General features: G+C 74.8%; 19 protein-coding genes. 6 read left to right on the top strand and 13 right to left on the bottom strand.

Annotated elements, in window-relative coordinates; all coding sequences use genetic code 11:
• Nucleotides 1-9: 9 nt before the first annotated feature.
• Genes ACZ4O3_RS12720 through ACZ4O3_RS12710 form a run of 3 tightly spaced genes read right to left on the bottom strand, consistent with a single transcriptional unit; the run spans nucleotide 10 to nucleotide 1,768 of the window.
• Nucleotides 10-462 carry a hypothetical protein gene (locus tag ACZ4O3_RS12720; protein WP_467722146.1) on the bottom strand — a complete coding sequence of 151 codons (453 nt, stop codon included), beginning with the start codon at nucleotides 460-462 and terminating at the stop codon, nucleotides 10-12.
• Nucleotides 459-1,475, bottom strand: a complete 1,017-nt coding sequence (locus tag ACZ4O3_RS12715; RefSeq protein ID WP_467722145.1) for a metallophosphoesterase family protein — start codon at nucleotides 1,473-1,475, stop codon at nucleotides 459-461. Before ACZ4O3_RS12715 ends, ACZ4O3_RS12720 begins: the two co-directional genes overlap by 4 nt.
• Complete coding sequence (locus ACZ4O3_RS12710) at nucleotides 1,472-1,768, bottom strand: plastocyanin/azurin family copper-binding protein (RefSeq protein WP_467722144.1); 297 nt, start codon at nucleotides 1,766-1,768, stop codon at nucleotides 1,472-1,474. The genes ACZ4O3_RS12715 and ACZ4O3_RS12710 overlap by 4 nt, the downstream gene beginning before the upstream one ends.
• A 597-nt stretch (nucleotides 1,769-2,365) precedes the next feature.
• On the opposite strand from ACZ4O3_RS12710, the gene ACZ4O3_RS12705 reads away from it, so the two are divergent.
• The 4 genes from ACZ4O3_RS12705 to ACZ4O3_RS12690 all read left to right on the top strand — a co-directional run bounded on the left by ACZ4O3_RS12705 (nucleotide 2,366) and on the right by ACZ4O3_RS12690 (nucleotide 4,776).
• On the top strand, nucleotides 2,366-2,968 hold the full coding sequence (locus tag ACZ4O3_RS12705; RefSeq protein WP_467722143.1) for a sigma-70 family RNA polymerase sigma factor: 603 nt from the start codon (nucleotides 2,366-2,368) through the stop codon (nucleotides 2,966-2,968).
• 25 nt (nucleotides 2,969-2,993) lie between these two features.
• Nucleotides 2,994-3,782 (top strand): zf-HC2 domain-containing protein, encoded by a 789-nt coding sequence (locus tag ACZ4O3_RS12700; RefSeq protein ID WP_467722142.1) that lies wholly within the window; start codon nucleotides 2,994-2,996, stop codon nucleotides 3,780-3,782.
• A gap of 107 nt (nucleotides 3,783-3,889) precedes the next feature.
• Nucleotides 3,890-4,318: an ATP-binding protein gene (locus tag ACZ4O3_RS12695; RefSeq protein WP_362732928.1), complete on the top strand. Its 429-nt coding sequence runs from the start codon at nucleotides 3,890-3,892 to the stop codon at nucleotides 4,316-4,318.
• Nucleotides 4,315-4,776, top strand: coding sequence for a hypothetical protein (locus tag ACZ4O3_RS12690; protein ID WP_467722141.1), 462 nt, complete (start codon nucleotides 4,315-4,317; stop codon nucleotides 4,774-4,776). Before ACZ4O3_RS12695 ends, ACZ4O3_RS12690 begins: the two co-directional genes overlap by 4 nt.
• 58 nt (nucleotides 4,777-4,834) lie before the next feature.
• Here ACZ4O3_RS12690 and ACZ4O3_RS12685 read toward each other — a convergent pair whose 3' ends face one another.
• From ACZ4O3_RS12685 to ACZ4O3_RS12650, 8 genes are all read right to left on the bottom strand, one after another.
• Nucleotides 4,835-5,575, bottom strand: coding sequence for a class I SAM-dependent DNA methyltransferase (locus tag ACZ4O3_RS12685; protein ID WP_362732757.1), 741 nt, complete (start codon nucleotides 5,573-5,575; stop codon nucleotides 4,835-4,837).
• Complete coding sequence (locus ACZ4O3_RS12680; protein ID WP_467722140.1) at nucleotides 5,572-6,447, bottom strand: helix-turn-helix transcriptional regulator; 876 nt, start codon at nucleotides 6,445-6,447, stop codon at nucleotides 5,572-5,574. The genes ACZ4O3_RS12685 and ACZ4O3_RS12680 overlap by 4 nt, the downstream gene beginning before the upstream one ends.
• 160 nt (nucleotides 6,448-6,607) lie before the next feature.
• Nucleotides 6,608-8,380 carry a hypothetical protein gene (locus ACZ4O3_RS12675; protein ID WP_467722139.1) on the bottom strand — a complete coding sequence of 591 codons (1,773 nt, stop codon included), beginning with the start codon at nucleotides 8,378-8,380 and terminating at the stop codon, nucleotides 6,608-6,610.
• Nucleotides 8,377-11,868, bottom strand: a complete 3,492-nt coding sequence (locus ACZ4O3_RS12670) for a DUF5682 family protein (RefSeq protein WP_467722138.1) — start codon at nucleotides 11,866-11,868, stop codon at nucleotides 8,377-8,379. The genes ACZ4O3_RS12675 and ACZ4O3_RS12670 overlap by 4 nt, the downstream gene beginning before the upstream one ends.
• Nucleotides 11,865-13,028, bottom strand: a complete 1,164-nt coding sequence (locus tag ACZ4O3_RS12665; RefSeq protein WP_384995017.1) for an ATP-binding protein — start codon at nucleotides 13,026-13,028, stop codon at nucleotides 11,865-11,867. Before ACZ4O3_RS12665 ends, ACZ4O3_RS12670 begins: the two co-directional genes overlap by 4 nt.
• Nucleotides 13,029-13,062: 34 nt before the next feature.
• Complete coding sequence (locus ACZ4O3_RS12660; RefSeq protein ID WP_467722137.1) at nucleotides 13,063-18,021, bottom strand: hypothetical protein; 4,959 nt, start codon at nucleotides 18,019-18,021, stop codon at nucleotides 13,063-13,065.
• Nucleotides 18,018-18,872, bottom strand: a complete 855-nt coding sequence (locus ACZ4O3_RS12655; RefSeq protein ID WP_467722136.1) for a DUF4132 domain-containing protein — start codon at nucleotides 18,870-18,872, stop codon at nucleotides 18,018-18,020. The genes ACZ4O3_RS12660 and ACZ4O3_RS12655 overlap by 4 nt, the downstream gene beginning before the upstream one ends.
• Nucleotides 18,873-19,084: 212 nt before the next feature.
• Nucleotides 19,085-19,477 (bottom strand): DUF5997 family protein, encoded by a 393-nt coding sequence (locus ACZ4O3_RS12650; protein WP_467722135.1) that lies wholly within the window; start codon nucleotides 19,475-19,477, stop codon nucleotides 19,085-19,087.
• A 154-nt stretch (nucleotides 19,478-19,631) separates the two neighbouring features.
• On the opposite strand from ACZ4O3_RS12650, the gene ACZ4O3_RS12645 reads away from it, so the two are divergent.
• Nucleotides 19,632-20,411, top strand: a complete 780-nt coding sequence (locus ACZ4O3_RS12645; RefSeq protein WP_467722134.1) for a LysR family substrate-binding domain-containing protein — start codon at nucleotides 19,632-19,634, stop codon at nucleotides 20,409-20,411.
• Nucleotides 20,412-20,451: 40 nt separating this feature from the next.
• On the opposite strand, the gene ACZ4O3_RS12640 is transcribed toward ACZ4O3_RS12645, so the two are convergent.
• Nucleotides 20,452-21,894: an MFS transporter gene (locus ACZ4O3_RS12640; RefSeq protein WP_467722133.1), complete on the bottom strand. Its 1,443-nt coding sequence runs from the start codon at nucleotides 21,892-21,894 to the stop codon at nucleotides 20,452-20,454.
• A 91-nt stretch (nucleotides 21,895-21,985) separates the two neighbouring features.
• Nucleotides 21,986-22,462, bottom strand: a complete 477-nt coding sequence (locus tag ACZ4O3_RS12635; protein ID WP_362730714.1) for an Lrp/AsnC family transcriptional regulator — start codon at nucleotides 22,460-22,462, stop codon at nucleotides 21,986-21,988.
• 212 nt (nucleotides 22,463-22,674) lie between these two features.
• Between ACZ4O3_RS12635 and ACZ4O3_RS12630 the strand changes: the two genes are divergently transcribed.
• Entirely contained in the window at nucleotides 22,675-24,162 is a 1,488-nt protein-coding gene (locus ACZ4O3_RS12630; RefSeq protein WP_467722132.1) for an FUSC family protein, read from the top strand.
• Nucleotides 24,163-24,196 lie beyond the last annotated feature (34 nt).

Genomic DNA, 24,196 nt, shown 5'->3' with positions numbered 1-24,196 from the left:
TCGGTTCTGTCACTTGGGTGGGGTGTGGAGGGTGACGCGGTCCCGGGCCGGCGGTCGGCGGGGGGCCCGGCCGGCGCGGCGCCGTCTGGCCACGCCTGCCTGCCGGACGGCGATGAGCAGCAGGGTCCCGGCTTCGGCCAGGAGACTGAGCAGGGCCTGCGGGGCCGGCTGCAGACCGTGTTCGGTGAATCCGAAGACGCCCACGGTGCGGGAGGCGGCGAATCCGCCGAGGGCGCCCAGCGCCACACCGCCGGCGGCGAGCGACAGCAGCGGCGGCATGCCGATCAGCAGCAGGGCGGCGACCGCGAAGGACACGCTCGCCTGGACCAGGAAGAGGGGGCCGACGACGTGGATGAAGCGGTACCCGTCGGCGTAGAGCCGGGCGTGGAGGTACCCGCTCGCGGCGAGGGTGACGGCGGTCGCCACGCGCAGGGCCGGGTCGAGGAGTCTTCCGGGCGTCATGTCAGCCTCTCGTCCTTGATCGCCAGCTCCCGGTCGCCCCGCCGGTAGCCGACGGTGCGGATGCCGAGGGCGTCCTTGAGCTGTCGGGCGGGGACGACCTGCGGGGTCGGTGCGGGGGCCCGGCCCGGCTTCGGCAGCGGGTAGGCCGTGGTGGTGGCGGAGTGGAAGGTGATGTTGCCGTCCGTCTTCGTGAACAGCTGGTGGACATGCCCGTTGAGGCAGGTGACGGAGGAGAAGCGGCGCAGGAGCGCGATGACCCGCAACGCGTCGTCCGTGCTCCAGCCCCACCGCGGATACATGGCGAACAGCGGGATGTGGCTGAAGACGACGATGGGCGTGTCCGACGACAGTCCCTGCAGGTCCTTGCGCACGAACTCGATCTGTTCGTCGCCCAGATGGCCGAGCTTCTCCAGGCTCAGGGTGTTGACCAGGGCGATGACGTGCACGCCGTGGGTGTCGAAGCTGTACCAGCCGTCGCCGAGCGTGCCCTTGCCGAAGGTCTGCCGGTAGGCGCGGCCCCCGTCGCCGATGGAGTCGTGCTCGCCCGGCACGGTGAAGACGCGGTCGGTCTCCATGCCGGTCAGCATCTGCCGGACCTGGTCGAACTGGGCTGCCGTGGAAAGGTGGGTGAGGTCACCGCTGTGCATGACGAAGTCGGGCCGGAATCCGAGCGAGTTGACCTGGTGGATGGCTTCGGTGAAGGAGCCGACCACGTCCGTGTTCGCCGGGCCCTGGAATCCGATGTGGCTGTCGGAGACCTGCACGAAGCGCAGCTCCCCGCTCGCCGTCGTTCCGTCCGCCGCCGAGGCCGCCCCGGCGGTGGTGTCCCCGGAGCCCGCGATCTGACTGACCACCTCTCCGGCGGTCAGGGTCAGTACCACGGCCCCGCCGAACCATCCCGCATGCCGCAGGAGCTGGCGGCGGGTCATGTCGTGTTCCCGGGCCGGCTGCTCGGTGCCCTGCTCGGTGCCGTCGCCGGGTCCTGCCTGCTGAGGGTCGAGGTACTCGGTCATCGGGTCACCTCCACGGTGGCGGTCATGAACGGATGGACGGTGCAGAGGTAGGCGTAGGTACCGGGCTTGGTGAACCGGTAGCTGTAGGTGGCGTGGCTGGTCAGGGCGGCCGAGTGCAACGGGCCGCCCGGCTGGGTGCTGGTGACGGTGTGGGGGTCGCTGTCCTGGTTGGTCCAGGTCACCGTCGTGCCCGCCCTGACCTTCAGCGCGGCCGGCGCGAACGCGAAGTTCTTGATCGCCACGGCGTCTCCGGCCACCGGCACGGTCGGCGTCCCGGTGCTCGGGGGGCTCATGGGCATGCTCATGTGGGGCATCGGCGAGGCGCCGGGAGCGGAGCCTGCCGCGTTCCGCGGTCCGGAGGTACCGGGCATCCCGGCGGTCTGATGCTGGGCCCGTCCCGGTGTGATGGCGACGGTCCCGGCGGACGGGGCGTGCGACGACTGGCCGCATGCGCTCAGGAGCCCCAGCGCGCCGGCGGTGGCGGCGGTGGCGACGGCAAGTCCGGTGGCGGTGAGTGACCGCCGGCCTGGTGTACGAAGGTGTACATACATACTGTTCGTTCCTCGTGATCGGATGGAGTCGGGCAGTGCGCCGAACGGGTGCGCTGACGAGGCGAAGTCTCGGGCGCCATGCGGCGGTTCCCGTCCGCGGGCGCTGTCCGTGGACAATTTCCGTGGGCGGGACCGGCCTGGGACGCCGGCGGGATGTGCCGCGTTCGTCGGCTCTCGTCTGGCTTCACGGGCGGCAGGGGACGAACGGTTCGGTCGGTTTGCACCTTTTTCGACGCCTTTCGCCCCCGTGTGGATGGGGGCGATGACGCTCACGGGGAGTGACTGATCCAGTGCGGTGCATCACAGGACAAAGCGGTGAGTCTGCGCAATGATCGGCTTATGTCCTGGCGTTCCCGAAAACGTGACCCGAGGACCGATCCGGATCGCTCCACGGACCGTGTCTCTGGTAAAGGGACCCTTTCGACCACGGACGAGGAACTGCTGCGCACCCTGTACGCCGAGCACGCGGGGCCCCTGTTCCACTACGCGCTTCGGCTGACCTCGGGTGACCGGCAATGGGCGGAGGACGTCGTGCAGGAGACGTTGCTGCGAGCGTGGCAGCATCCCGACGCGTTCGATCCCGCGCGGGGCCCGGCCCGGGCATGGCTGTGCACGGTCGCCCGGCACCTGGTCATCGATGCCCACCGGGCCCGCCGGGCCAGGCCGGCCGAGGCCGGCGGCGAGGCGCTCGAGCGGGTCGCGGAGCAGGCGCCGGGCGAGGACGAGATCGAGCAGGCGCTGCAGAGCTGGGCGGTGGCGGAAGCCCTCCGGGCGCTGTCCCCTGACCACCGCGCCGTTTTGTTGGAGACCTATTACCGGGGCCGGACCATGGCGGAGGCCGCGCGGGTGCTGGGCATCCCGCTCGGCACCGTGAAGTCGCGGACGTACTACGCCCTGCATGCCCTGCGGCTGGCGCTGCAGGAACGGGGCATCGAGCCATGACCACGCCGTGCGGGAGGTGGGCACCATGAGTGCGGAGTGCGACACCCTCCGGCTGGCGCTGGGAGGCTACGTCCTGGGCACACTGCCGCCGCAGGAGGCGGAACGGGTGCGCGGCCATCTCGCGGGGTGCGCCGAGTGCCGGGCGGAACACGCCCAGTTGGCGGGACTGCCCGCGCTGCTGGCGACGGTGACCGCGACCGAAGCCGCCGGCCTGACGGTACCCGCTGCCGACGGGGACCCGGCCGGTCGGCTGGTGGCACGGGCCGCCGAGGGCACGCCGACCGCTCCGCCCGAGCGGCCCGTCGCGGCCGCGGCACCGCAGGCGCACGAGGCGGGGGTGCTGGAGAGGCTGCTGGGACAGGCCGCCGCTCGGCGCCGCAGGACCTGGCGGATGCAGCTGGCGGGCGCCGCCGCCTCCCTGATGCTCGTGGCGGGAGCGGTCACCGGCGCCTGGCTGGCGACCGTCGGGTCCCTGGGCGGTGAGGCGAAACAGCCCGGACCCACCGCGCCGGCTCCTGCGCGCACCTTCTCCGGAAGCGATCCCGCCACCGGGGTCACCGCCTCGGTGAAGGTCTCGCCCTCCGCCTGGGGCAGCGTCCTGCTGGTCTCCGCCAAGGGAGCGCCCGCCGGGATCACCTGCCGGCTGCAGGCCGTCGGGCGCGGCGGGGTCAGGGCGGACGGCGCCACCTGGCGGGCGGGCGAATACCCTCCCGGCACCACGGTCCCGGGGGCGGTTCCCATGTCTCCGAATGCCATCGAGCACTTCGAGATCGTCGCCGGCGACGGCCGGAAACTCGTCACGATCCAGGCGTGAGACAGCGGAGCAAAAGGCGCGAATTGCTCGAACCGTCCGGCATGTGTCATCCGTGGAACTGAGTGAGCGCTCCTCTACAGGAACCCCCACAGAAGAGTCAGAAGACCATGTCTGTAACCGATGCCCCCCGCCTGAACCCACTGCTCTCCCCGCTCCGCCGCCGCGAGGCACTGCTCACCCTGCCCGCGCAGGAGGCGCACGTCCCCGCCGCTCGTCACTTCGCGGCCGATCTGCTGGAGACCTGGAGCGTTCCGGAGAGCGAGCGGGACTCCGCCGTGCTCATCGTCGACGAACTCGCGGCCAACGCCGCCCAGTACGGCCGTGAGCGCATGACCCTGCTGCTCGTGCTCGACCTCGGCACCCTGCACATCGTGGTCAGTGACTCCGGCACCGCCGTGGAGCGCCCCCGCCCCGACATCGCCCCGGACGAGCACGGACGCGGCACCGGCATCGTCCGGTGCCTCGCGGAGTCGACCGAGGTCCACCAGACGCGCGGCGGCCGCGAGGTCCGCGCCTGCCTGAGGTGTTCGGCATGACCGGCCCCGCACGCCAGGGCGACCGCCCCCGTCCGCCGGGCGAGGATGTGCCCCCGGACACCGGCGACGAGATCGACGCTCCGCCCCCGCACGAGGCGTACGCGAACGCGCCCGCCCTGCGCCGCGAGATGCACCGGGTGCTCGCCCTCGGGGCCGAGCGTGACGGCCGCGGGCCCAGGACCGTCGCCGACCCGCCGGCCGACGCCGCGGTCGCCGAACGTGCCTGGCTGCTGCGCCGGGCGGCCCTCATGGACCGGATGGCGCTGGAGAGCGCCGACCCGGGCCCGGCGGGCGCCGCCGCGCAGACCGCCGGACACCTCCTGGCGCACGACCGGTCCCGTCCCGACCTGGTGGCCGGGCCGCACCGACCCGACGAGATCCCGTCCGGGCAGAGCCACCGCCACTACGTCCGCCAGGAGTACGCCGCCTGGGCCTCCGCCGGGCGGCTCGGCGCCTGAACCCGCCCCGCCCGCCGGACGCGCCGACCGGCTGGATTCCGGCCCCGCGTTCCCCGGACTACGCCGGCCTGCGCCACACGGAGATGTGCTTCGCCGAGTCCCGGGTGAACGGGGAACCGTCCCAGTCCGCGACGCGCCGCTCCGGTTCGAGCCCCGCGATCCTGGCCATCAGATCCAGCTCGGCCGGCCACGCGTACCGGTGCCGGGAGGCGTCGCGGCGGTAGCGGCCGTCCTCGCCGTCACGGGTGAGATGGTGCGAGACGAGGATCTGCCCGACCAGGTCGAAGGTATCGAAACCGATGTGCCCCGCGGACACGTCGAAGGGCACCGCGGTCTGACCGGGCGGCAGCAGCCGCAGCGGCGGCACCCCCAGCTCGATCACGAACCGGCCGCCGGGCGCCAGATGCCGCGCCGCGTTGCGGAAGCACTCGACCTGCTCGTCCTGCGTGAGCAGGTTCGAGATGGTGTTGTAGACGAGGTACACCAGGGAGAACTCACCGGGCACGGTGGTCGTCGCCATGTCCCCGATCACCACCGGCAGCGTCGCGGCGTCGACCTTGCGGCGCAGCACGGCCGCCATGTGCTCGGAGAACTCGATTCCCACCACGGGCACCCCACGCTCACGGAGTGGCACCCCCACCCGGCCGGTGCCGATGGCGAACTCCAACGCCCGCCCCTGGCCGGCGAGTCCGGCGAGGAACTCGACGGTCGGCCCGAGCACGGCCGCCGAGGTCATCTCGGTCTCCTCGGCGTCGTAACGGTCGGCCTCGGCACGGCTCCACAGCTCGCTGCTCGTCATGGACGGCCACTCTGCCGGGCGGCCGGAACCGCCGTCCACGCAATTTCCCGGCCCCGGTCACTGCTGCGACGGCCGTCCGCCGCCCGGTCGGGGACGGACACCAGACCCAGACGCTGGGCCTTGAGGACCGTGCTCAAACGGTCGCGGGTGCCGAGCTTTCGGTAGATGTTCTCGACGTGCTTGTGCACCGTGCGGGCCGAGATGCCGAGCCGCCGGCCGATCGCGTCCGCCGTCAGGGCATCGGTGAGCAGGAGCAGGACGGTCAGTTCACGGGGCGTCAGCGCACAGTCCGCCGCCCGCTCCTCCGGCTCGTCGGCGGGTGCGGCCGACCCGCGCCACTGCTCCAGCAGTTGGCGCTGCCGCTCGACGGCGGCCAGCAGCGGCTGGGCACGCTCGGCGGTGCGCAGGTGGTCCTCGGTGAAGTCCGCCCCGGAGCGGTAGATCAGGCAGCCGGTGATCGGCGCGACCGTCCCGGGCAGCGGAAGCGCCAGCACCTGGTCCAGGTCCAGGGCCCGGCCGAGCACCCGCGCGGTCTCGCTCGCCGTCCAGGCCCCGCCCGCGAGGCGGCGGGCCGTGACGGGCACCCGCCCGGGGCCGGCCGCGTAGTGACGGGCGAACGGGTAGCCCGAGCGGAGCACGCCCAGCTCCCGGTGGCCGAGCCGGTCCAACTCGTCGGCGGCAGCGGCGGACATGCCGAGCGTGCCCTCGCTCTCGTTCCAGTCGTCCAGCTTGTAGATCAGCGTCTCGCCTTCGCACAGGTCGGTCAGCGCGTCGGCGAGCAGTGGCCACAGCCGTTCGGGCTCGCGCTCGTTCAACGCGGCCACGGCGAGCCCCGTGAGGCGTTCGTAGGCCCTGTCCAGCCCTCGTATCACGTGTTCCTCTCCGCCCGCGCTCCTACGCAGTTCTACGCATACCCATGCGACGGCCTGCTGTCGCATGCTTCAACCGGGCACCGGGATCGGGTGCGACGACTCCGGTCGTGCGGGCCGCCGGCACGGGGGAGCGGCGGCCCGCGTCCGGTCGTCGGCCCGCTCAGCCGCCCCAGGCCGCGGCACACAGCACACGGTCGACCTCGTCCGCGTAGCGCGCCGCGGTCAGCCACGCCCGCGCGAACCGGCCCGTGTCGGCCGGCAGCAGGCGGCCGAAGGCGTCGCGCGAGCGCTCCGCCGCGGCCGCGAGCAGCTCGTGGAGGACATCCCCGGCCGTGGCGAGACCGTGCCGGTGCAGCCGGTGGACGTCCGCGGTCGCGTTCCCCGGGAAGGCCAGCACCCGCCGGCCGCCCGCGGCCGCCTGCTCGACCCTGCGGCGCAGCAGGTGCAGCGGCGCCTCCTCGGCGGTGGGCACGGCAAAGGCCGCCGCCGGAGCCGGCAGGTCCGCGTGCTGGAGCCGGTCCAGGCCCACGTCGACACGGTTCCCGGCGATCGTCGGATGCTCGGTCGCGAGCAACTGGGCACGGGCGTGCGGGGCGGACACCAGACGCGCGACCACACGCAGCCGACCGCCCCGGGCCGCCGACAGCAACCGCAGGTTGTCGCGGTGCGGCAGCGCCGGATGGTCGTGTGCCGCCGTCAGCCGCAGCGGCACCCCGCCGCAGTCGGCCAGCAGAGCGTCGCCCGCCGCCTCGCGTGCCACACCGGCCGGGGTGACCTCCAGGAACAGCAGATCGTGACCGCCGCTCTGGGCACGCCCGACCTGCTCGGCCACCGGCACCGCCCACAACCGGTCCAGTGGTTCGGCCCGCCAGCCCGCTCCGGACGCGCGCACGGCCCGTACCCCCGCGCCCGCTCCCAGCCGCCCGGTCGCGGACACCGTCGCGCCCGACACCGCGAGGCCCGCCCGCGCCAACTCCCGGTGCGTCAGAGCGGTGTCGCCGACGCGGACGGCGCGGTCGGCGGCGCCCACCGCCCGGCCCGCGCCGCCCGGGGCCACGTCCGAGACCGTGTACAGGCGGCCCTCGGCGTCGGCGGTCCAGGTGACGGCGCCCGCGTAGCCGCTCGCGGTCAGCACGGGTTCGGAGAACAGCCCGTACAACCGCAGCGAACCGTCCGGGGTGTACGGCTGCCGTACGGTGCCGCGCAGCCCGGTCAGTTCCGGGCCGGTCGCGGACGGAACGCGGTGAGCCACGTACAGGGTCTCCGACAGGGCGGCCACCAGCTCGGCGAGCCGGAACGCCGGGTCGGCGGCGCGGACCGCACGCAGGGCGGTGACCACGGAGACCACGGCCGTGGCCGCCCGGGGGAGCCCCGCGAGACGCGCGGCGTGCGCGGCGTGCAGCAGCTCCGCCTGGAGCACCGCGCCGGAACCGTCCGTGCCGGCGTCGAGCACAGCGGCCGCGGCGGCGAGAACGGCTCCGGCGGCGACGCGTTGAGGGGGCGTGGCGGATTCCTCGGAGGCGGGAGCCGGAGCGGGGGCGGGAGCCGTTGGTGCGGTCGAGCCGGACGCCGGTTCATCGACGGTCTCCGGGGAGCCCGGCACCGCGACGGCCGCGTCGGCCGTCGGCGCGGGCGCAGGCGCGTCCGCCACCGGTGCCGCCGAAGCCGCCGCCGCGCGGTGCAGGCAGTCCGGGGACAGCAGACAGCCGCAGCGGATGGCCGCCGTCCCGGCCACGACGCCCCCGGGGGCGTGCAGTTCGAGCTCCGAGCCCTCCTCGTCGACGGTGACGCGCACGGTGTCGCCGTCCCGGACCACCGGGCGGCCCGCCAGCTTGGCGACGCCCGCGTCCAGCCGCTTGCGCAGCCGGGGCGAGAGCGCCGCGACCAGTTCGGCGGTCACCGCGGGCGCGACCGCTGGCAGTTCGAGGCTCATGCGATCTTCTCCCCCACCCAGCGGGCGAGTTCGAGGGGGCTGAGAGCGGCGACCGGCATCCCGGCGGCCACCAGCTGTCCGGCGATCCCGGTGGAGTACCGGGGGTGCCCCGAGTCGTCGAGGCTGGCGCAGCCCAGCACCTGACACCCCGCGCCGACCAGCGCCCTGACCTCGGCGAGCAGCCCGCCGACCGGGTAGCCCTCCTCGAAGTCGCTGACCACGACGACGAGCGTCCGGGACGGCACCGTCACCAGCTCGCGCGCATGCCGCAGTCCGGCCGCGATATGGGTGCCGCCGCCCACCCTGACCTCCAGCAGCAGCGACAGCGGGTCCTCGACATGGTCGGTGAGGTCGATGACCTCGGTGGAGAACGCCAGGAAGTGCGTGGACAGGGTCGGCACACCGGCCAGCACGGAGGCCGTGAGCGCCGCCCAGACGGTCGACGCCTCCATGGACCCCGACACATCGGTGACCAGGACCAGCCGCCAGTCGGCCGCGCGCCGGGCCCGGGTGCGGAAGACCGGACGTTCCGGGACCACCCGGACCGTGCCGTCGGCCGCCCGGCGGGCGGTGGCCAGGTTGGCCCGCAGCGTACGGGGCAGGTCGAGGCCGCCGCCCGGTCGCCTGCCGGGGCGGGGCAGCGTCGTGCCGTGCAGCGCGGGGCGCAGTCGCGTCGCCAGCTCCCGGGTCAGAGCGTCGACCAGGCGTCGCACCAGTGGGCGCAGCGCGGCCAGCCTGGCCTCCGGCAGCCCGCCCGCGTGCCGCAGCACCGAGCGCAGCAGATCCACGGAGGGGCGCACGCTGTCCGGGTCCAGCTCGGCCAGCACGTCCTGACGGCCGGCCGCGGCGGCCGCCGCCAGCACCTCCTCCCGGACACCCGGCCCGAACAGCGCCGCGAGTTCCTGCGACCACTCCCGCACCCCGGGATACGGCGCCTCGCGCCCGCCGCCGGTACCGCCACCGAGGCCGCCCCGGCTGCCCTCACCGCGCCCGCTGCCGTACAACTCGTCGAGCGCGGTCGCCACGGCGCGTGCCCGCGGGGGGAGTTGATCGGTGCGGCGGCCGAGCAGCAGGCGCCAGCGGTCGGCGGGGGCCAGCCGATGGTCCGCCAAGAGCGCGGCGGCGCTGACGGCGGCGGGCTCCGCGTGTCTGCGGCGGGGCGGCAACAGGCCGAGCGTGTGCAGGGTCTCGCGGGCGGCGAGATCCGCCCGCGCCCAGATGGCCAGCGCCGCGGGGTCGACGGCGCCGGTGTCGGCCACCCGGTCGGTACCCAGACGCTCCTCCACACCGGCCAGCAGCCGGCCGCGGTCGGCCGGGCTCAGCGCGTCGAAGCCGCCCCGCAGGGCCGGCAGCCGGTCGAGGAAGTCCCGGTCGGACAGCTCCGACACCCGGCCGACCAGCGGTTCCAGCGCCGGCGCGGCCGCCTCCAGCAGGCGTCCGGCGGCCGTCAGCAGCCCGGTCAGCCGGGCGGTGAGCACGGTACACGACTCGGCGTCGACAGCCCCGTCCACCCAGGAAGCGACCCTGCCCCCGAAGTCACCCGGGTCCTCCTGACCGAGCAGGACCCGGACGGCTGCGGCGGCACCCCGCATCAACGGGGACCCGCCGGCGGCCAGCCGGGCCAGCGCGTCGGTGAGCCGGATCCCGCCCGACAGATCGGCACGATGGGCGAGTTCGAGCAGCGCACGGGCGTCGGCCGGGTCCTCGGAACCCGTGAGGCCGTCCACCTGGCGCACCGCGGCGGCGGTCAGCAGCTCGGCCGCGGCGACCACGCGGGCCGTACGGTCCTCGTCCGTGCCGAGACCGGCGACATGACCGGCCCGCAGCCGGTCCAGCAGGGCCAGTCCGGTGAGGAGCTCGGGCAGGGTGCCGGCGTTCGGCAGGGCGGCCGCGGTGTCGTCGAGCCGCTCGTCCACCAGGCCGGGCAGGCCGCAGCGGGCCGCCTGCTCCAGGCCGTCGAGCACCTGCGCCGCCGTGGGGCCGCCCGCCTCCCGCTCCTTGCGGCTCCGCTCACGCAGCAGGCCCTCGGCCGCCTGGACGAGGGTGACCCCGCGGACCCCGGCCGCCGTCAGCATCGCGGCGGTCGCCGGGGTCCAGCGCACCTCCCAGCGCGAGGTGAGGGCCTCGGCACCGCCGGTACCGGTCACCTGCCTGTGCTCGGCGTAGGGCACCGAGCACAACGCCAGCCGGTGCAGCAGCAGTTCGCGGCGCCGGTCGAGGTCCGAGCGCAGGGGGTCGAGCCGCAGGTCCCGGGCGGGCCCGAGGTCCGCGGGGCCGGGCAGACCGAGGGCCGCGAGGTCGGCCTCCACGGCGGGTGCCAGGCCGCTTCGCGGAGCGCCGGGCGCGGGCGAGCCGGTACGAGTACCCACCAGCACGCTCTCCATCGCCCGCGCCACGGCTCGGCCACGCCCGTAGGGCTCTCCCTGCGTCAGCACGGTCTGGACCGCTTCGACCAGCTCTCCGCGGCCCGCGGCCGGCAGGCCGCGCAGCCGGGCGAGATCTCCCGCGAGGCGGGTGATCTCCCGGGCGTCGGCGGGACCCGACGGGTGGCCCAGCTCGCGGAGGCCGGCACAGATCCGGACCGCCGAACTGGTCAACGCGTCCTGAAGAGCGGCCGGTTCACCGGCCGCTTCGAGGATCAGGTGCTGCCATTCGGGATCGCGGATGCCTGCCGGGTAACCGGAGCGCTCGTCCAGGAGGGCGTAGGTGTAGGGGATGAGTGAGGTGGCCCATCCGGCCGCGGCCGGGCGGGGGCCGGTCGTACCCGCCTCGTGGTGGCCGCACATCGACCGCGGCCACGCGTCCCCGGAGGGGCTCAGCAGCGCCGGAGTGTGGAAGGCGCCCACGAGCACGGCCGCTCGGCCGCCGCCCCGCGTGGCCTCCGCCAGCCGGGAACGCATCCACTCCTCCCGCCGCAGGTCGACCTCCGGCACATCCGACTCCGCCCGCAGCGCCCACCCCGTCAGCAGGGCCGCCCGCCGCAGCGCCTCCGGAGCCGAACCGGGCGCGGCGGCCTCGACCAACCGGTCCCAGAGGTCCTCGCCCGCGCGTCCGGTGAGCCGGGAACGCAGGGCGCCCGACAGCCGGCCCGGCCCCTGCGCCGTGCGTTCCCCCTCGTGCCACCCCCGATCCGCCAGCGGCAGATCGCAGGCCACCACCGGTACTCCCTGCCGCGCCGCCCACCGCACCGCCGCCAGCTCCGGGGAGAAGTCGGCGAACGGATAGAACGCCGGCCCGCCGCTGCCGTCGGACGGTGCCGCCGCCAGGGCCACCGGGGCCCGGGTCTCCTCGTGGGCCAGCCACGGCAGCCACTCCTGCAGCTCCGCGGGCAGCTCGACCAGGAGCACGTCCGGCCCGGCGGCGTCCAGCAGCTCGGGCACGGCCGCGGCCAGGGAGGGCGCGTGGTGCCGTACGCCGATCAGGTACGGGCCGGCAGGGTCGGTGAGGGCCGCCAGAGCGGCCTCGGGGGAGTCGGTCACGATGGTCACGCCTCCAGGACCGTGCGCAGGTCCCACAGGGTGCGCCAGGTCGCCGAGCCCTGTTCCGCGCGCCGGCGCACCGGACCGTCCCAGTAGCCGCGCAGCCGTGCCGCGTCGGCGGGATCGTCCTTGCGCACGACGCCCAGGAGATGTCCCGGGAGCAGGCCGAGGACATCGCGGTCCCCGGGGAAGTAGGCCGCGGCCAGGGCCAGCGCGCCCGCCACCGACACCGCCTCCGCCGTGCTCATCACCGTGGACGGACGCTCCACCTCCCAGCCCTCCGCCGACCGTCCCTCCCGAAGATCCCGGAACGCGGTGACCAGCGCCTCGAGCACCGCGTCGTCGACCTGGAACGGCGCTCCGGCCCGCTCCACCGACGCCCGGGCCTGGCCGCGCACCAGCGCGGTCTCGGCGTCCAGGTCCGCGATCGGGCCCACGGTCTCGAAGTTGAAACGGCGCTTGAGCGCGGCCGACATCTCCGAGACGCCCCGGTCGCGCAGGTTGGCCGTGGCGATGAGGGTGAAGCCGGGCGCGGCGTGCGCCAGCGCGTCCTCGGTGCCCGCCAGTTCGGGCACCGCGATGCGCCGTTCGGACAGCAACGACACCAGGGAGTCCTGGACCTCGGGCAGACAGCGGGTCACCTCCTCCACCCGTGCCACGGCGCCCCGGGACATCGCGGTGAGCACCGGGGAGGGGACGAGCGCCTGCCGGCTGGGCCCCTGGGCGAGCAGCAGGGCGTAGTTCCAGCCGTACTTGAGCTGGTCCTCGGTCGTGCCCGCGGTGCCCTGGACGACCAGCCCGCTGGTGCCGCACACGGCGGCCGAGAGCAGCTCGGACAGCATCGACTTGGCGGTACCGGGCTCGCCCACCAGCAGCAGACCCCGCTCCCCGGCGAGCGTGACCACACAGCGCTCGACCAGGGCCCGGTCGCCGACGAACTTGCCCGCCACGACCAGCCGGCGCGGCACCCCGGCCGGCACCTCGGCGTCGTCCGGCAGCCGCAGCGCCCGGCCGTCGCTGCCCATGACGAAGGTGACGACGGCGCGGGGCGTGAGCCGCCAGGCGGGCGGGCGCGGCCCGCCGTCGTAGGCGGCGAGGAAGGCCAGTTCGGTGGCGTACCGGTCCTCGGGCGGCACGATCTGGCGGAGCGGAGCGGCACTGGCGGTCATCGGTGGTCGTCCTTCGCGGTGGTACGGATCGTGGTCATCGGCGGCGGCCGGCGCGAGCGGCCCGCGTGGTCAGCTGCTCGTACGCGGGCGCGTCCCCGGCCCGCACGCGCTCCCAGGCGAGGGCGAACAGTTCCGGCACCGGGACCAGCGGGAGGGTGCGTTCGCCGTCGGAGACCGGGTAGAGCGCTTCCTTCCAGGTCTCCACCGGCAGAGCCGGGGCCTTGAGGTCGCGCCAGCCGCCCGGCAGGAAGAGGGTGCGGCCGGCGCGCGGGCGCTTGGCCTCGACGACCAGAGCGGCCGCCGCCAGTTCGGCGCGGGCCTTCTTCGTCCGGGCGGGCTTCCAGCCTGTCCAGCGCGCGCAGTTGCGGTCGGTCGGGTCTGGCAGCGCCAGCAACTGGAGGTAGAACGCCGCCGCGTCCTCGCCGAGACCCTGGGCCGAGGCGACCTCGGCGACCAGCGCGGGCACGCTGACCGTCGGGTCCTGGGCGTACCCGGCGGGCCCGTCGGCGGCGAGGGCGCGGGCCAGGTCGTCGCCGAGGATCGTCCGCAGGGCGCGCAGCCCGGTGGTGCGCCCCTCGCCGACCAGCCCCTCCAGGAGCCCGAGGACCGGGTCGTCCGCTCCGCTCAGCGTGGCGGGCCGGATCATGACGTGCTCCGTCTCCGCGTACCAGGGGCGCAGCACCAGCGTGTCACCGGCCCGGGTCAGTCCGTCGGCGTCGGCGCCGCCGGACTCGGGCAGGCCGAAGACCCTGCGCAGCTGGACGGAGGTCGGGCCGCCCTTCTCCGTCCACTCCAGGCCCGGTTCGAGCAGCAGCCCGGGGTCGGCCAGCCGGCGGCGCAGCGCGCTGTGCCCGTCCGTCAGCCCGGCTCGCAGCGGATGCCCGTACGGCAGCAGATAGGCGAGCGCCGCGAGGCTCTCCACGGCTCCGGCCAGCGTGTGCGAACCGGGTACCGCCGACGGATCGGCGGGCGCCGGGTCGCCGTCCTCGTCGGGCCGGAACACCGTGGTACGGGCCAGCCAAGGGGTTCGTCCGGGGTTGAGCACCGCCTCGGCGTGACCGACGCCCATGCCCGCCAGATCGGTGCTGAGATCCTCCGGCAGGCGCACCAGGGTGCCGAGCAGCTCGGCCCACAGCCGGGCCGCGGCCGCCGTGGCGGGGCCGGACGTCCACAGATCGGCCGGGTCGTCCGGCATGAGCGCGCCGAGCAGCGCCCGCTGCTCGGCCGGATCAAGGGAGTTCAACATCTCGGCGCCGAAGCCGCGCTGACGAGGCTTGAGACCGATGGTGGCAAGCCCGTCGGCGCCGGGAGCCTGGGGATGGCCGGCCAGCAGCACGGTGGCCTGGAGCGGACCGAGCCCGCCGCCCGTGGCGGCCACCAGCACCTCGGGGGCCTCGGGCCGCCAGGGTGCGGCGCCCTTCTCCCGGACCAGCCGGGTCAGGGCCGCGAGCCGGTCCGCCGGAATCCCGGTGGTGTGCCGGGTCCCCCGGACCAGCGTGAAGTGCCCCACGGCACCGAACGCCCCGGACGGATCGTGGTCCAGGGCCAGCCACTCGACCTGTCCCTGCCGGACGTCCACGCTCTGGCAGCCGAGGACCACCACCGTTCGGCCGTTCCGGCGCAGCACCTGCCCCGCCCGCTGCTGCTTGGCGTGCGGTTCGCTCAGCACCACCTCGCGCAGCGTGCTCCCCAGCCCGGCGAGCGGTCCCTCGGTCAGCGCCTCGAACAGCAGGAGCAGCGGCTCGCGCTGGACGTCGGTCAGGGCCGGTGAGGCGGCCCGGTAGGCGAGCGGGCGCAGCGCTCCCAGGACGGCCGGCCAGATCGCGCCGACGCCGGGGACGGTGTGCTCGTCGCTCAGCCAGCCGTCGCCCAGGGCGGCGAGCTGCTCGTGTCCCGGCAGCGGCTTGCCGTCGGCGGGCCTGCCGGACAGCACATGGTTCACCGACCGGATCTGCCGCAGCGCGGCCCAGCCGTTCTGCCACGCGTTCTGCAGCATGACCACTCCGGCGACGGCGTCGTGCAGGGCCCGGTCCCCGCCGTGCTCGGGGGAGTAGTCGGCGAACATCCCCTCGGTCCGCTGCCGGGGCCGCTCCTGCGCGGGCGTGGCCAGGGACACGGCGGACTCGGCGATCCGCAGCGCAGCCCGGACGACGGAGGCGACACCGGCCAGCAGCCGGCGGTCGGTCAGCGCGGGCAGCGACCGTGCCACCGCGGCCACGGCCACCTCGTCGGCGGCCGGCACCGCGGCTCTGGCCCGCTCGTCCTGCCCGGCCCCGGCCAGCGCCTGCCGGCGTTCGTCCAGTGCCGTCGCCGTCGCCCGCATCAGGGCGCCGGCCGCCTCGTCGCTCAGGGCGCGCAGCGCACCGGAGCCGCTTTCGTCACGGGGGCGCAGCGAGTGCCAGAACGCGACCGGCGGCACCAGCCGGGTACCGGCCGCGTACGTCCCGCCGCCCTCGCCGAAGGACAGCCGGCCGAGTTCGGTGCCGTCGCCGGCGTGCAGGGCCACGCTCTGGTGCGTCTGCGCGGCCATCGGCTCGGCCCCGCCCGGCAGCCGCAGCCCGCCCAGCGGCACCCCCCGGACCCGGCCGTCGCGGTCCGCCCGCAGAGCCGCCGTCCGCCCGTCCGGCGTACCGGCGACGGTCCGGGCCTCGGCACCCTCGCCCTCCGTGCGCACCCAGCGTCCCAGGACCGTGCCGTCGGTGCCGAACGGGCTGTGCTCGAGTCCGGGTTGCAACGGCAGCACCTCGCAGGAGCCGTGCAGCAGCGACGCGTCCTCGCGGACGGCCGAGGCCAGCAGCGCCGGCAGCGAGGCGCGTCCGTGCTCACCGGTCGCCGGGTCGTACTCCAGCCACACCGACTGCCGCCCCTGCCTGCCCTGACGCCAGTACGTGGTGCCGTCGCCCAGCACCGGGCGGCTCGGCGGCAGGACCGTGTCGCCCGCGCGCAGGGTGCGGCCGCCCGTGGCCCGGCCGCCGCCGGGCAGCGGGATCGACGCGTTGGCCGCGTCCATGCCGGACCACCAGCCGGGCACCTGCTCACCGCCGAGCGAGAACACCTCGGCCGGCCGGTTCGACCAGTAGCCGTACTGCTTCGAGCCGTCCCGCCACAGCACCAGCAACTCGCCGTCGGCGTAACGGAACCGGGGCCGTTGCCAGCGGTCCAGGTCCGCCGGCAGCCGCAGGTCGTGCGTGAGCAGCACCCCTTCGGGGCCGACCACGATCGCCTTGTGGCCGCGCGCCAGGATCAGCGCGGGCCACGCCTCGGTCACCGACAGCGCGTTGTCGCGGTCCTTGCGCACCTCGGAGTCGAGCAGCTCCAGCGCGTCCTCCAGCGCGGGCCAGCCCAGTTCGTCCAGGATTCCGGCGCGGAGCGTACGGGCGAGGACCGGGACGACGTCGTACGCGGTGAGCCCTCGCACGGCGGGCGGGCTCTCCGGCATGACGGCCCGGAACGGGCGCAGCCGCTGCAGCTTCGCGTCGGCGCCGGGCAGTCCGGCCGTGGCGGCGAACTGAGCGGTCGCCTCCCGCAGCCACTCGCGCAGCACCGCGCCGAGGACCGGATGCGCGCTCACCCGGGGGAGATCCGCGGGTCCCTGCCCACGCCCGAGCTCCTCGACGGCCTCGGACAGCAGGGTGCGGTAACGGGATTCGGCGGCCAGCGCCTTCAGATCCCGCTGCCCGGGCCGCTCGTCGCGCAGCCAGGCGCTCAGCGGCAGATGCACCTGGGTGTCCGCGTCCGGAGCGGTCAGTGCGACGCCCTCCGCCACGCACAGGTCCAGCAGGTCGAGGTCGGCCCCGGCCTGCCAGCGCCCGGTGTACAGGTCAACGGGCCGCCCCGAGGCCCGCAGCCGGGACGCCATCCGCTCGACCAGCGCCAGCGTGGCGGGGGAGCGATGCGAGTACGCCGCCCCGTGCTTGCGGTGCTGGGCCCAGCGGCTCAGCCAGTCCGCCGCGTTCAGGCCCCCGTCGATCCCGTCGGCCCCGGCGTCGGAGGTGAGCAGCAGATCCGCCCCGCACTCGGCCAGCAGCGCCAGCCAGAACTCGTCGTCCGCCACCTCCCGGCCCAGCCCGGCCGGCATGATCTCCAGCAGCCGCACCCGGACCTCGGGCCGGGACTGGGTGAGGACCGGCAGCACACCGCGGTAGGCGTTCCAGAAGGAGGCCGGTGCCCGCACAGCGGCCGGGGAGGCGAGGAGATCGGCGACCAGCGCACACTCCTCGGTGACCCGGTCGAGCCCCGCCGCCCTGATCAGCCCGCGCGCGTCCTGCGGCAGCGAGGCGTACGGGGGCATGCCGGCCGCGCAGCGCTCCACCGTCAGCTGCCGGAACTGGGCCCAGGCGGTGCCCGGTTCGAGCCGTCGGGCGAGGTCCCTCACGTATTCCTTGAGCGCCTTGACGGTGAGCGCCCCGGCGAAGGCGAACTCCAGGAACACCGCACGCTGCCGCTCCTCGTCCACGGCCAGGGCGTGCACCCGCTCCGCCTCGCGGGCCTTGCCGAAGAAGGCCGCCGCGTAGGTGGTGTTCTCGTACTGGAGGAAGACCCGCGCGGCCTGCTCGTAGAAGGTCGGCAGGAAGTGCGGGACGGCCCGGCCCAGCCGTTCGCCGAGCGCCTCGAAGCCCTCCTTCGCGTTGCCCGGCCTGGACTTGGCCTGCCGGGCCAGCCGCTCGACGTCCTTGACCAGGGCGAGGGCGTGATGGCCGTTGGCCGGGTCGTGGACCAGTGCCCAGGCGGGGAAGCCCAGGGTCTCCCGGCGCACCTGACCGACCTCGGGCGCCTCGGGCTCCCGGGCGAGGCCGAGGAACTCCAGGGCCAGGTCCTCGGCCTCACCGAGGGTGCCCGGCACCAGGCGCACCACCGGGCGGTCGTCCAGAGCGGGATGGGTGTAGGTGCGGGCGGTCAGGACGTCGGCGTCCTCGCGTCCGGTGGTGCCCGACGGCAGGATCGCGCCGGCGTCCAGCAGCGCGGCCGTGCTGGTGTCGTCGTACGTGCTCATGCCGCCCGCTCCTCGTCCTCGATGTCCCGCCCGGCGTACAGCGCCGCCGCCATCCGCATGCCCTCCGACCAGGCGACCGGGCCGACCTGACTGAGCTTCAGCGCCCGGCCCGCCGGATCGGTCCACACCAGGGGGCCGGTCTCGGTCTCGTAGCAGGCGTCGAAGTCGCCGACCCACACCCGGGCCTCGATCCCGCGGCCCTCCTCCAGCACGGAGCACACCGCGTGGCCGCCGCGTACCCGGTACCCCAACTGTGTGACCCTGCCGTGCAGGAAGCGCAGCTCCTTGAAGACCCCGCCCGCGTACTCCTCGACCTGCGTGGCGTCCGCGTCCAGGCCGGCGGGGCGGTGCCAGACCTCACGGAAGAGCTGCCGGGCCTGCTGCTCGACGCCCAGCTCGACGGCGAACTCCCGCAGTTCCTCGAGGTCTTCGAGGAGCACCGGATGCGGCAGCCGGACCAGGTCGGGTGTGATGCGCACGGTGTCGCCGTCGAGATCCACCAGGCCGAGCCCGCGCTCGGTGTCGGCGTCCCGCAGGAAACCGGCGACCTCGCCGTCGGCGCCGGTGACCACCAGGTCGCGCAGCGCCGCCTGCCAGGCGGGGTCCGGCCAGACGCGGGTGAGGACCTCCAGCGGCACCGGCAGGGAACGGGTCAACCACCGCTCCACATCGGCCAGGCACTGCCGTTCGTGCCGCTCCAGCCACTCGGAGAGCTGCCGCAGTCCCACCACCGCCGGATCGTCCGCGAGCTTCGCGGGCACGGACTTCAGCCGCCGCCCGGCCGCGTTGCGGCAGATCACCTTCCCGTCGTCCAGGGCCACTTCGTAGTCCCCGGCCGTCACCCACCCCATGCGTGCCTCCCCGCACCGCAGTGATCAAGTGAGGGCGACTGTAGGGGAGAGCACTGACAACGCCCCGCGCGGTCCTCGGCGGCGGTGTAAGAACGCATCGCGTCGCGGGTGAGCGGGGCGGTCCGACGACATGCGGCAAGGTACGCGTACGGCCCCGGTCCAGGCGGACACGCCTGGACCGGGGCCGTACCGATGTCACGCGGGCGAGGGTCTCAGCCCTGCCGCGCCTCCTTCTCCCGCTTCAGGTTCTTCAGGCGTGCGCCCTCCTTGCGGACCTCCGCCTGGGTGGCGCGTTCCTTCTCCAGCCACTCGGGCCGCTCGCGCCTGAGCTCCTCGATCTGCTCGGTGGTGAGCGGCTCGGTCACTCCGCCGCGCGTCAGCCCCGCGATGGACACGCCCAGCCGCTCCGCGACCACCGGACGCGGGTGCGGCCCGTTGGCCCGCAGTTCGCGCAGCCACTCGGGCGGATCCGCCTGGAGTCCGGTCAGCTCGGCGCGCGAGACGACACCCTCCTGGAAGGCGGCGGGCGTGGCGGGCAGGTACACACCCAGCTTCTTCGCCGCGGTCGCGGGCTTCATCGTCTGGGTGGTCTGGTGCGAACTCATGAGGTCAAGGGTATCGGCCGGGTACGTGAGCGCCGACCACGGCCGACGCGGGGGGCCCGCCACGCCTGACGTGGGGCGGCCCGCCACGGCCGGTGCCGGGCCGCCGGCCACGGCCGGTGCGGGGCGGCCGCCGCCGGGCGGTTAACCTGGCCAGGTGACAGGCTCGGAGGAAACACCGTCGTTCCGGCTCGCGTACGTCCCCGGCGCGACGCCCGCCAAATGGGTTCGGATCTGGAACGAGCGGCTGCCCGGCATTCCTCTCAGCCTCCACCAGGTCACGCCCGCCGAGGCGTCCGACCTGCTGCGCGCCCGCGGCGCGGACGCGGGTCTGGTACGGCTCCCGGTGGACCGCACGTTCTTCAGCGCGATCCCCCTCTACACCGAGGCCACGGTGGTCGTCGTACCCAAGGACCACGTGATCACGGCGGCCGAGGAGGTCACCGTCGCCGACCTCGCCGACGAGGTCCTCTTCCACCCCCTGGACGACGTCCTCGACTGGGACGCACCGCCCGGCGAGCCCGCCTTCGAGCGCCCGGCCACCACCGAGGACGCCGTCGAACTGGTCGCCGCCGGCGTCGGCCTGCTGGCCGTTCCGCAGTCGCTGGCCAGGCTCTACCACCGCCGGGACCTCACCTACCGGCCGCTCACCGACGCCCCCCGGTCGACGGTCGCCCTGTCCTGGCCCGAGGAGGCGACCACGGACCTGGTCGAGGACTTCATCGGCATCGTCCGCGGCCGTACGGTCAACAGCACGCGTGGCCGCCAGACCGAACAGCCCTCCCAGGGGTCCCAGGGCGCGCGGACGCAGCCGAAACGGCTGCAGAAGGCGACCGCGGCGGGTCGTGGCGCACAGGGCCGGGCCGGAGCCGGCGGAGCCAAGCGCGTCCAGTCCGGCAAGCCGGCGAAACGCGGGAAGCCCCGCCGCCGGTCGTAGGCCGCCGGTCGTACGGGCGCCGGCCCAGGACCTCCTGGGTTCAGTCGTCCTGCGGCGCGTGCGAGCGGTCGCGCAGGTCGGCGACGGCCAGGCACAACGCCAGCAGGATGAGCCCGACGGACGTGAGCAGGCCCAGCTGGAGCGCCTCGGTCGCCGGGCCGCCGTTCGCCAGGTGGGCGAAGTACACCGCGCCCACCACGGCGATCCCGGCCGCCGAGCCGACGCGCTGGCCGGTCTGCAGCACCCCGCCGGCCGCGCCGGCGCGCTTCACCGGGACGAGGGTGAGGGTGAGCGTCGTATTGGGGGGGACCGTGACACCGGAGCCGATCCCGCCGATGATCATCGGTACCGCCGCGGCCCATCCCAGGTCCTCCAGCGGCACCAGCCACGCCACCGCGGCGATCCCGAGCAGCCCCACCGCCACTGCGCTGAGGCCGATGACGACCAGCCTGCGCCCGTGGCGCACCACCAGCCGGCCCCCGAGGGCGGCACCGACCGCCGAGGAGACCGCGAAGGGCAGCACCGTGAGACCGGAGGCCAGCGCGCTGTATCCGGCCGCGTTCTGCAGGAACAGGGCGAGAACGAAGAAGACCGTGGTGAAGCCCGCGAAGTAGCTCAGGCTGATCAGCGCGCCGCGGGTGAAGGACCGCAGCGAGAACAGCTCCAGATCGACCAGGGGCGCCCGGCCGAGCCGGCCCTGGCGCCGTTCCCACGCCCAGAACAGGCACAGCAGCAGCCCGCCCACCGGCAGCAGCGCCCACTTCAGCCGCCCGGTCCACTGCTGCTCCTGCACCAGCGGCAGCATCAGCGCGAGCACCCCGCCACCGAGGAGCACCACGCCGACGGGGTCGAACTCCTCGCGCCGCCCGGTCGAGGGGGGAAACCGGGGCAGCAGCCGCAGTCCGGCCGCGAGCGCGGCCACCCCGATGGGCAGGTTGACGAAGAACACCCAGCGCCAGCCGTCGCCGGTGCCGACCGCGTCGATGATCAGACCACCCGCCAGCGGACCCACCGCCGTCGAGACGCCGATGACACTGCCGAGCAGCCCGAAGGCCCTGGCGCGCTCGGCGCCCTGGAACATCTGCTGGATCAGCCCCGAGGTCTGCGGGGCCACCATGCCCGCCGCCGCGCCCTGGATCAGCCGGAACACCACCAGCCAGTCAGGGCTCGCGGCGAGCCCGCAGGCCGTCGACGCCAGCGTGAACACGGTGAGTCCGATCAGGAAGGCCTGGCGCCGTCCGCGCATGTCGCCGAGCCGGCCGGCCGGGACGAGCGCCAGCCCGAAGGTCAGGGCGTAGCCGGAGACCACCCAGGACTGGGCGGCATCGCTCGCGCCGAGCCCGTGCTCGATCGAGGGCAGCGCCACGTTCACGATGGAGGTGTCGAGCAGCGAGATGAAACCGGCCGCCAGACACACCCCGAGCGCCCGCCACCGCCGGTCCTCGGTGGCCGGTCGCTGTGGCTTCGCCCAGGTCGTGGTCATGCCGTCACGCTAGGCAGCCCTCCCGGACATCGCACGACCGGCGGAGCGAACGGCTGGCGGCGCTGCTCCGTGCGGGTGACGCAGGACGCCGTCAGGTGCGTGCGGCCCGGCCGATGGACTCGACCAGGGGGAGCAGCCGGTGCGGGACGCGTTCGCGCAGGGCCACCTCGGTGCGGGTGCGTACCACGCCCGGCAGGCTGATCAGCTTCTGGATCACGTCCTCCAGGTGTGCGTTGTCCCTCGCCACCACCCGGGTCAGCAGGTCCCCGCCGCCCGTGATCGAGAAGACCTCCACGATCTCCGGTACGGCGGCCAGCGCGTCCCCGACATCGTCGAGGTGGCCCTGGGTCACCTCGATGTGCACGAAGGCCAGCACCGGGTGACCGAGCGCGGCGGGGGAGAGGCAGGGGCCGGCACCGGTGATCACGCCGTCCCGTTCCAGCCGGTCCAGGCGGGCCTGCAGGGTGCCCCGGGCGACCCCGAGGATCCGGGCGTACTCGCGCACGCTGGTGCGTGGCTGCTCCAGCAGCAGGCGCAGGATGCGGGTGTCGAGCTCGTCCACGGTCATCTGTCCGACTGTACCAATGGCTCACAGCGGAACCGCGCCGATGCGTGCAAATGGCGCCACGTCAGGGATGAACTGACTTCGGCGAGTGGGCCAATGGCCCAGCAAAATCAAGATGACTTGAGCCAGTCTGCCCGGCGGTGCTCTCATGGGGTGTCGATGGCGCTGCGGATCCCCGCGGCGCCATTTCTGTGCCGTCCACAGGAGGGGAAGCAGTGCTGAAGAGGGCGTTCACGGCTCCGGACCCGGGACGGGTGCGGCTGCGCTTCGCCGGGCGGGCCGTGCTGGGCATCGGCCTCGCGGTCGTGCTCTGCGGGGTCGCCGGGCACTCCCTGACGGGCACCGTCACCGGCGGGCTCGCCGCGCTCCTCGCCCTGTTCACGGTCGCCGACGCCACCGTGCGCGGGCAGGCCCTCACCACCGCGCTGCTGCCCGTCGTGGGCCTCCCCGTGCTGACCGCCGCGACCGAACTGCACGACGTCCCCGTCGCACGGGACCTGGTCTTCCTCGCCGTGGTCGGCGCGGGCGTGTACGCGCGCCGCTGGGGGCCGCGCGGCCACAGCCTCGGCGTGTTCGCCTTCATGACCTACTTCGTGGCCCAGTTCCTGCACGCCACGCCTGGGCAGCTGCCCCAGCTGTACGCCGCCGTGCTGCTCTCCGTGCTCGCCGCGGCCGCCGTCCGCTTCGGCCTGTGGTGCTACGAGCGCCACCTGCCCCCGGCGCCGGCACCCGCCCCGCCCGCCGGCACCGGCCTGGCCCGCGTGACCACCCGGCAGGCGGTCCAGGCGGCCGCGGGCGCGGGTTTCGCGCTGGTCGTCGGCCAGGCGGTGTCGGGGCAGCGCTGGTACTGGGCGGTCGGCGCCACCTGGTGGATCTTCGTCAACACCGCCTCGCGCGGCGAGACCCTGGTCCGGGGCTTCCGCCGGGTCCTCGGCACGGTCCTCGGCATCGCGCTCGGCCTGCTCGTCGCCGTCCCCCTGCACGGCGCCCCCGTACCCACCGCCGCGCTGATCGCGGTCGCCGTCTTCGGCGTCTTCTACTCGGCGGCTGTCTCCTACACCTGGATGATGCTCTGGGTGACCTTCCTCGCCGGGCTCCTCTACGGCCTCATCGGCGTCCTCACCCCCGGCCTGCTGGCGCTCCGGCTGACCGAGACCGCGGTGGGCGCCCTCGGCGCCGCACTGGCCGTGCTGTTCGTGCTGCCGGTCACCACCCACCTGACCACCGACGCCTGGATCCAGCGTGCCCTGCGCTGCGTCCACGCCTGTACGGCCGAGGCAGCCGCCCGGCTCGCCGGGTCGGCCACCGCCGACCCGGCGCCCCGGGTCGCCGAACTGGAGCAGCTGCTGGGCCGGGTACGGCTCTCGGTCGCCCCCCTCGTCCACCCGCTCACCCCGATGACCGGGCGCAAGCGCCGCGCCCGCCGGGTCCTCGCCCTGCTCGACGACTGCGCCCGGGAGATCCGCGGGCTGGTCACCGTCGCCGCCGATCCCGAGGCCTCCCACGACGCCCGGCTGGCCGCCGCCTGCTGGCGGGTCGAGGCTGCCGTGGAGGCACTCACCCGGGGCTGCGCACACCGCGCGGGCCCTGCCGAGCCGCCCACCGAGCCCGCCCTCGCCCATCTGCACGGCGTGGAGCGCGCGCTGGCCGAACTCGCCGAGCCGTTGCGCGCCCCCTCGGGCTCACCCCTGGTCGGCGCCTGAGACGCGCCGCCCCGGAAGTCTTGGTCTAGACCGC

This window comes from Streptomyces sp. NPDC026515 (genome assembly GCF_055567595.1).
Note: the sequence above shows the minus strand (reverse complement) of the source record. Positions and strands in the feature narration are given on the sequence as shown.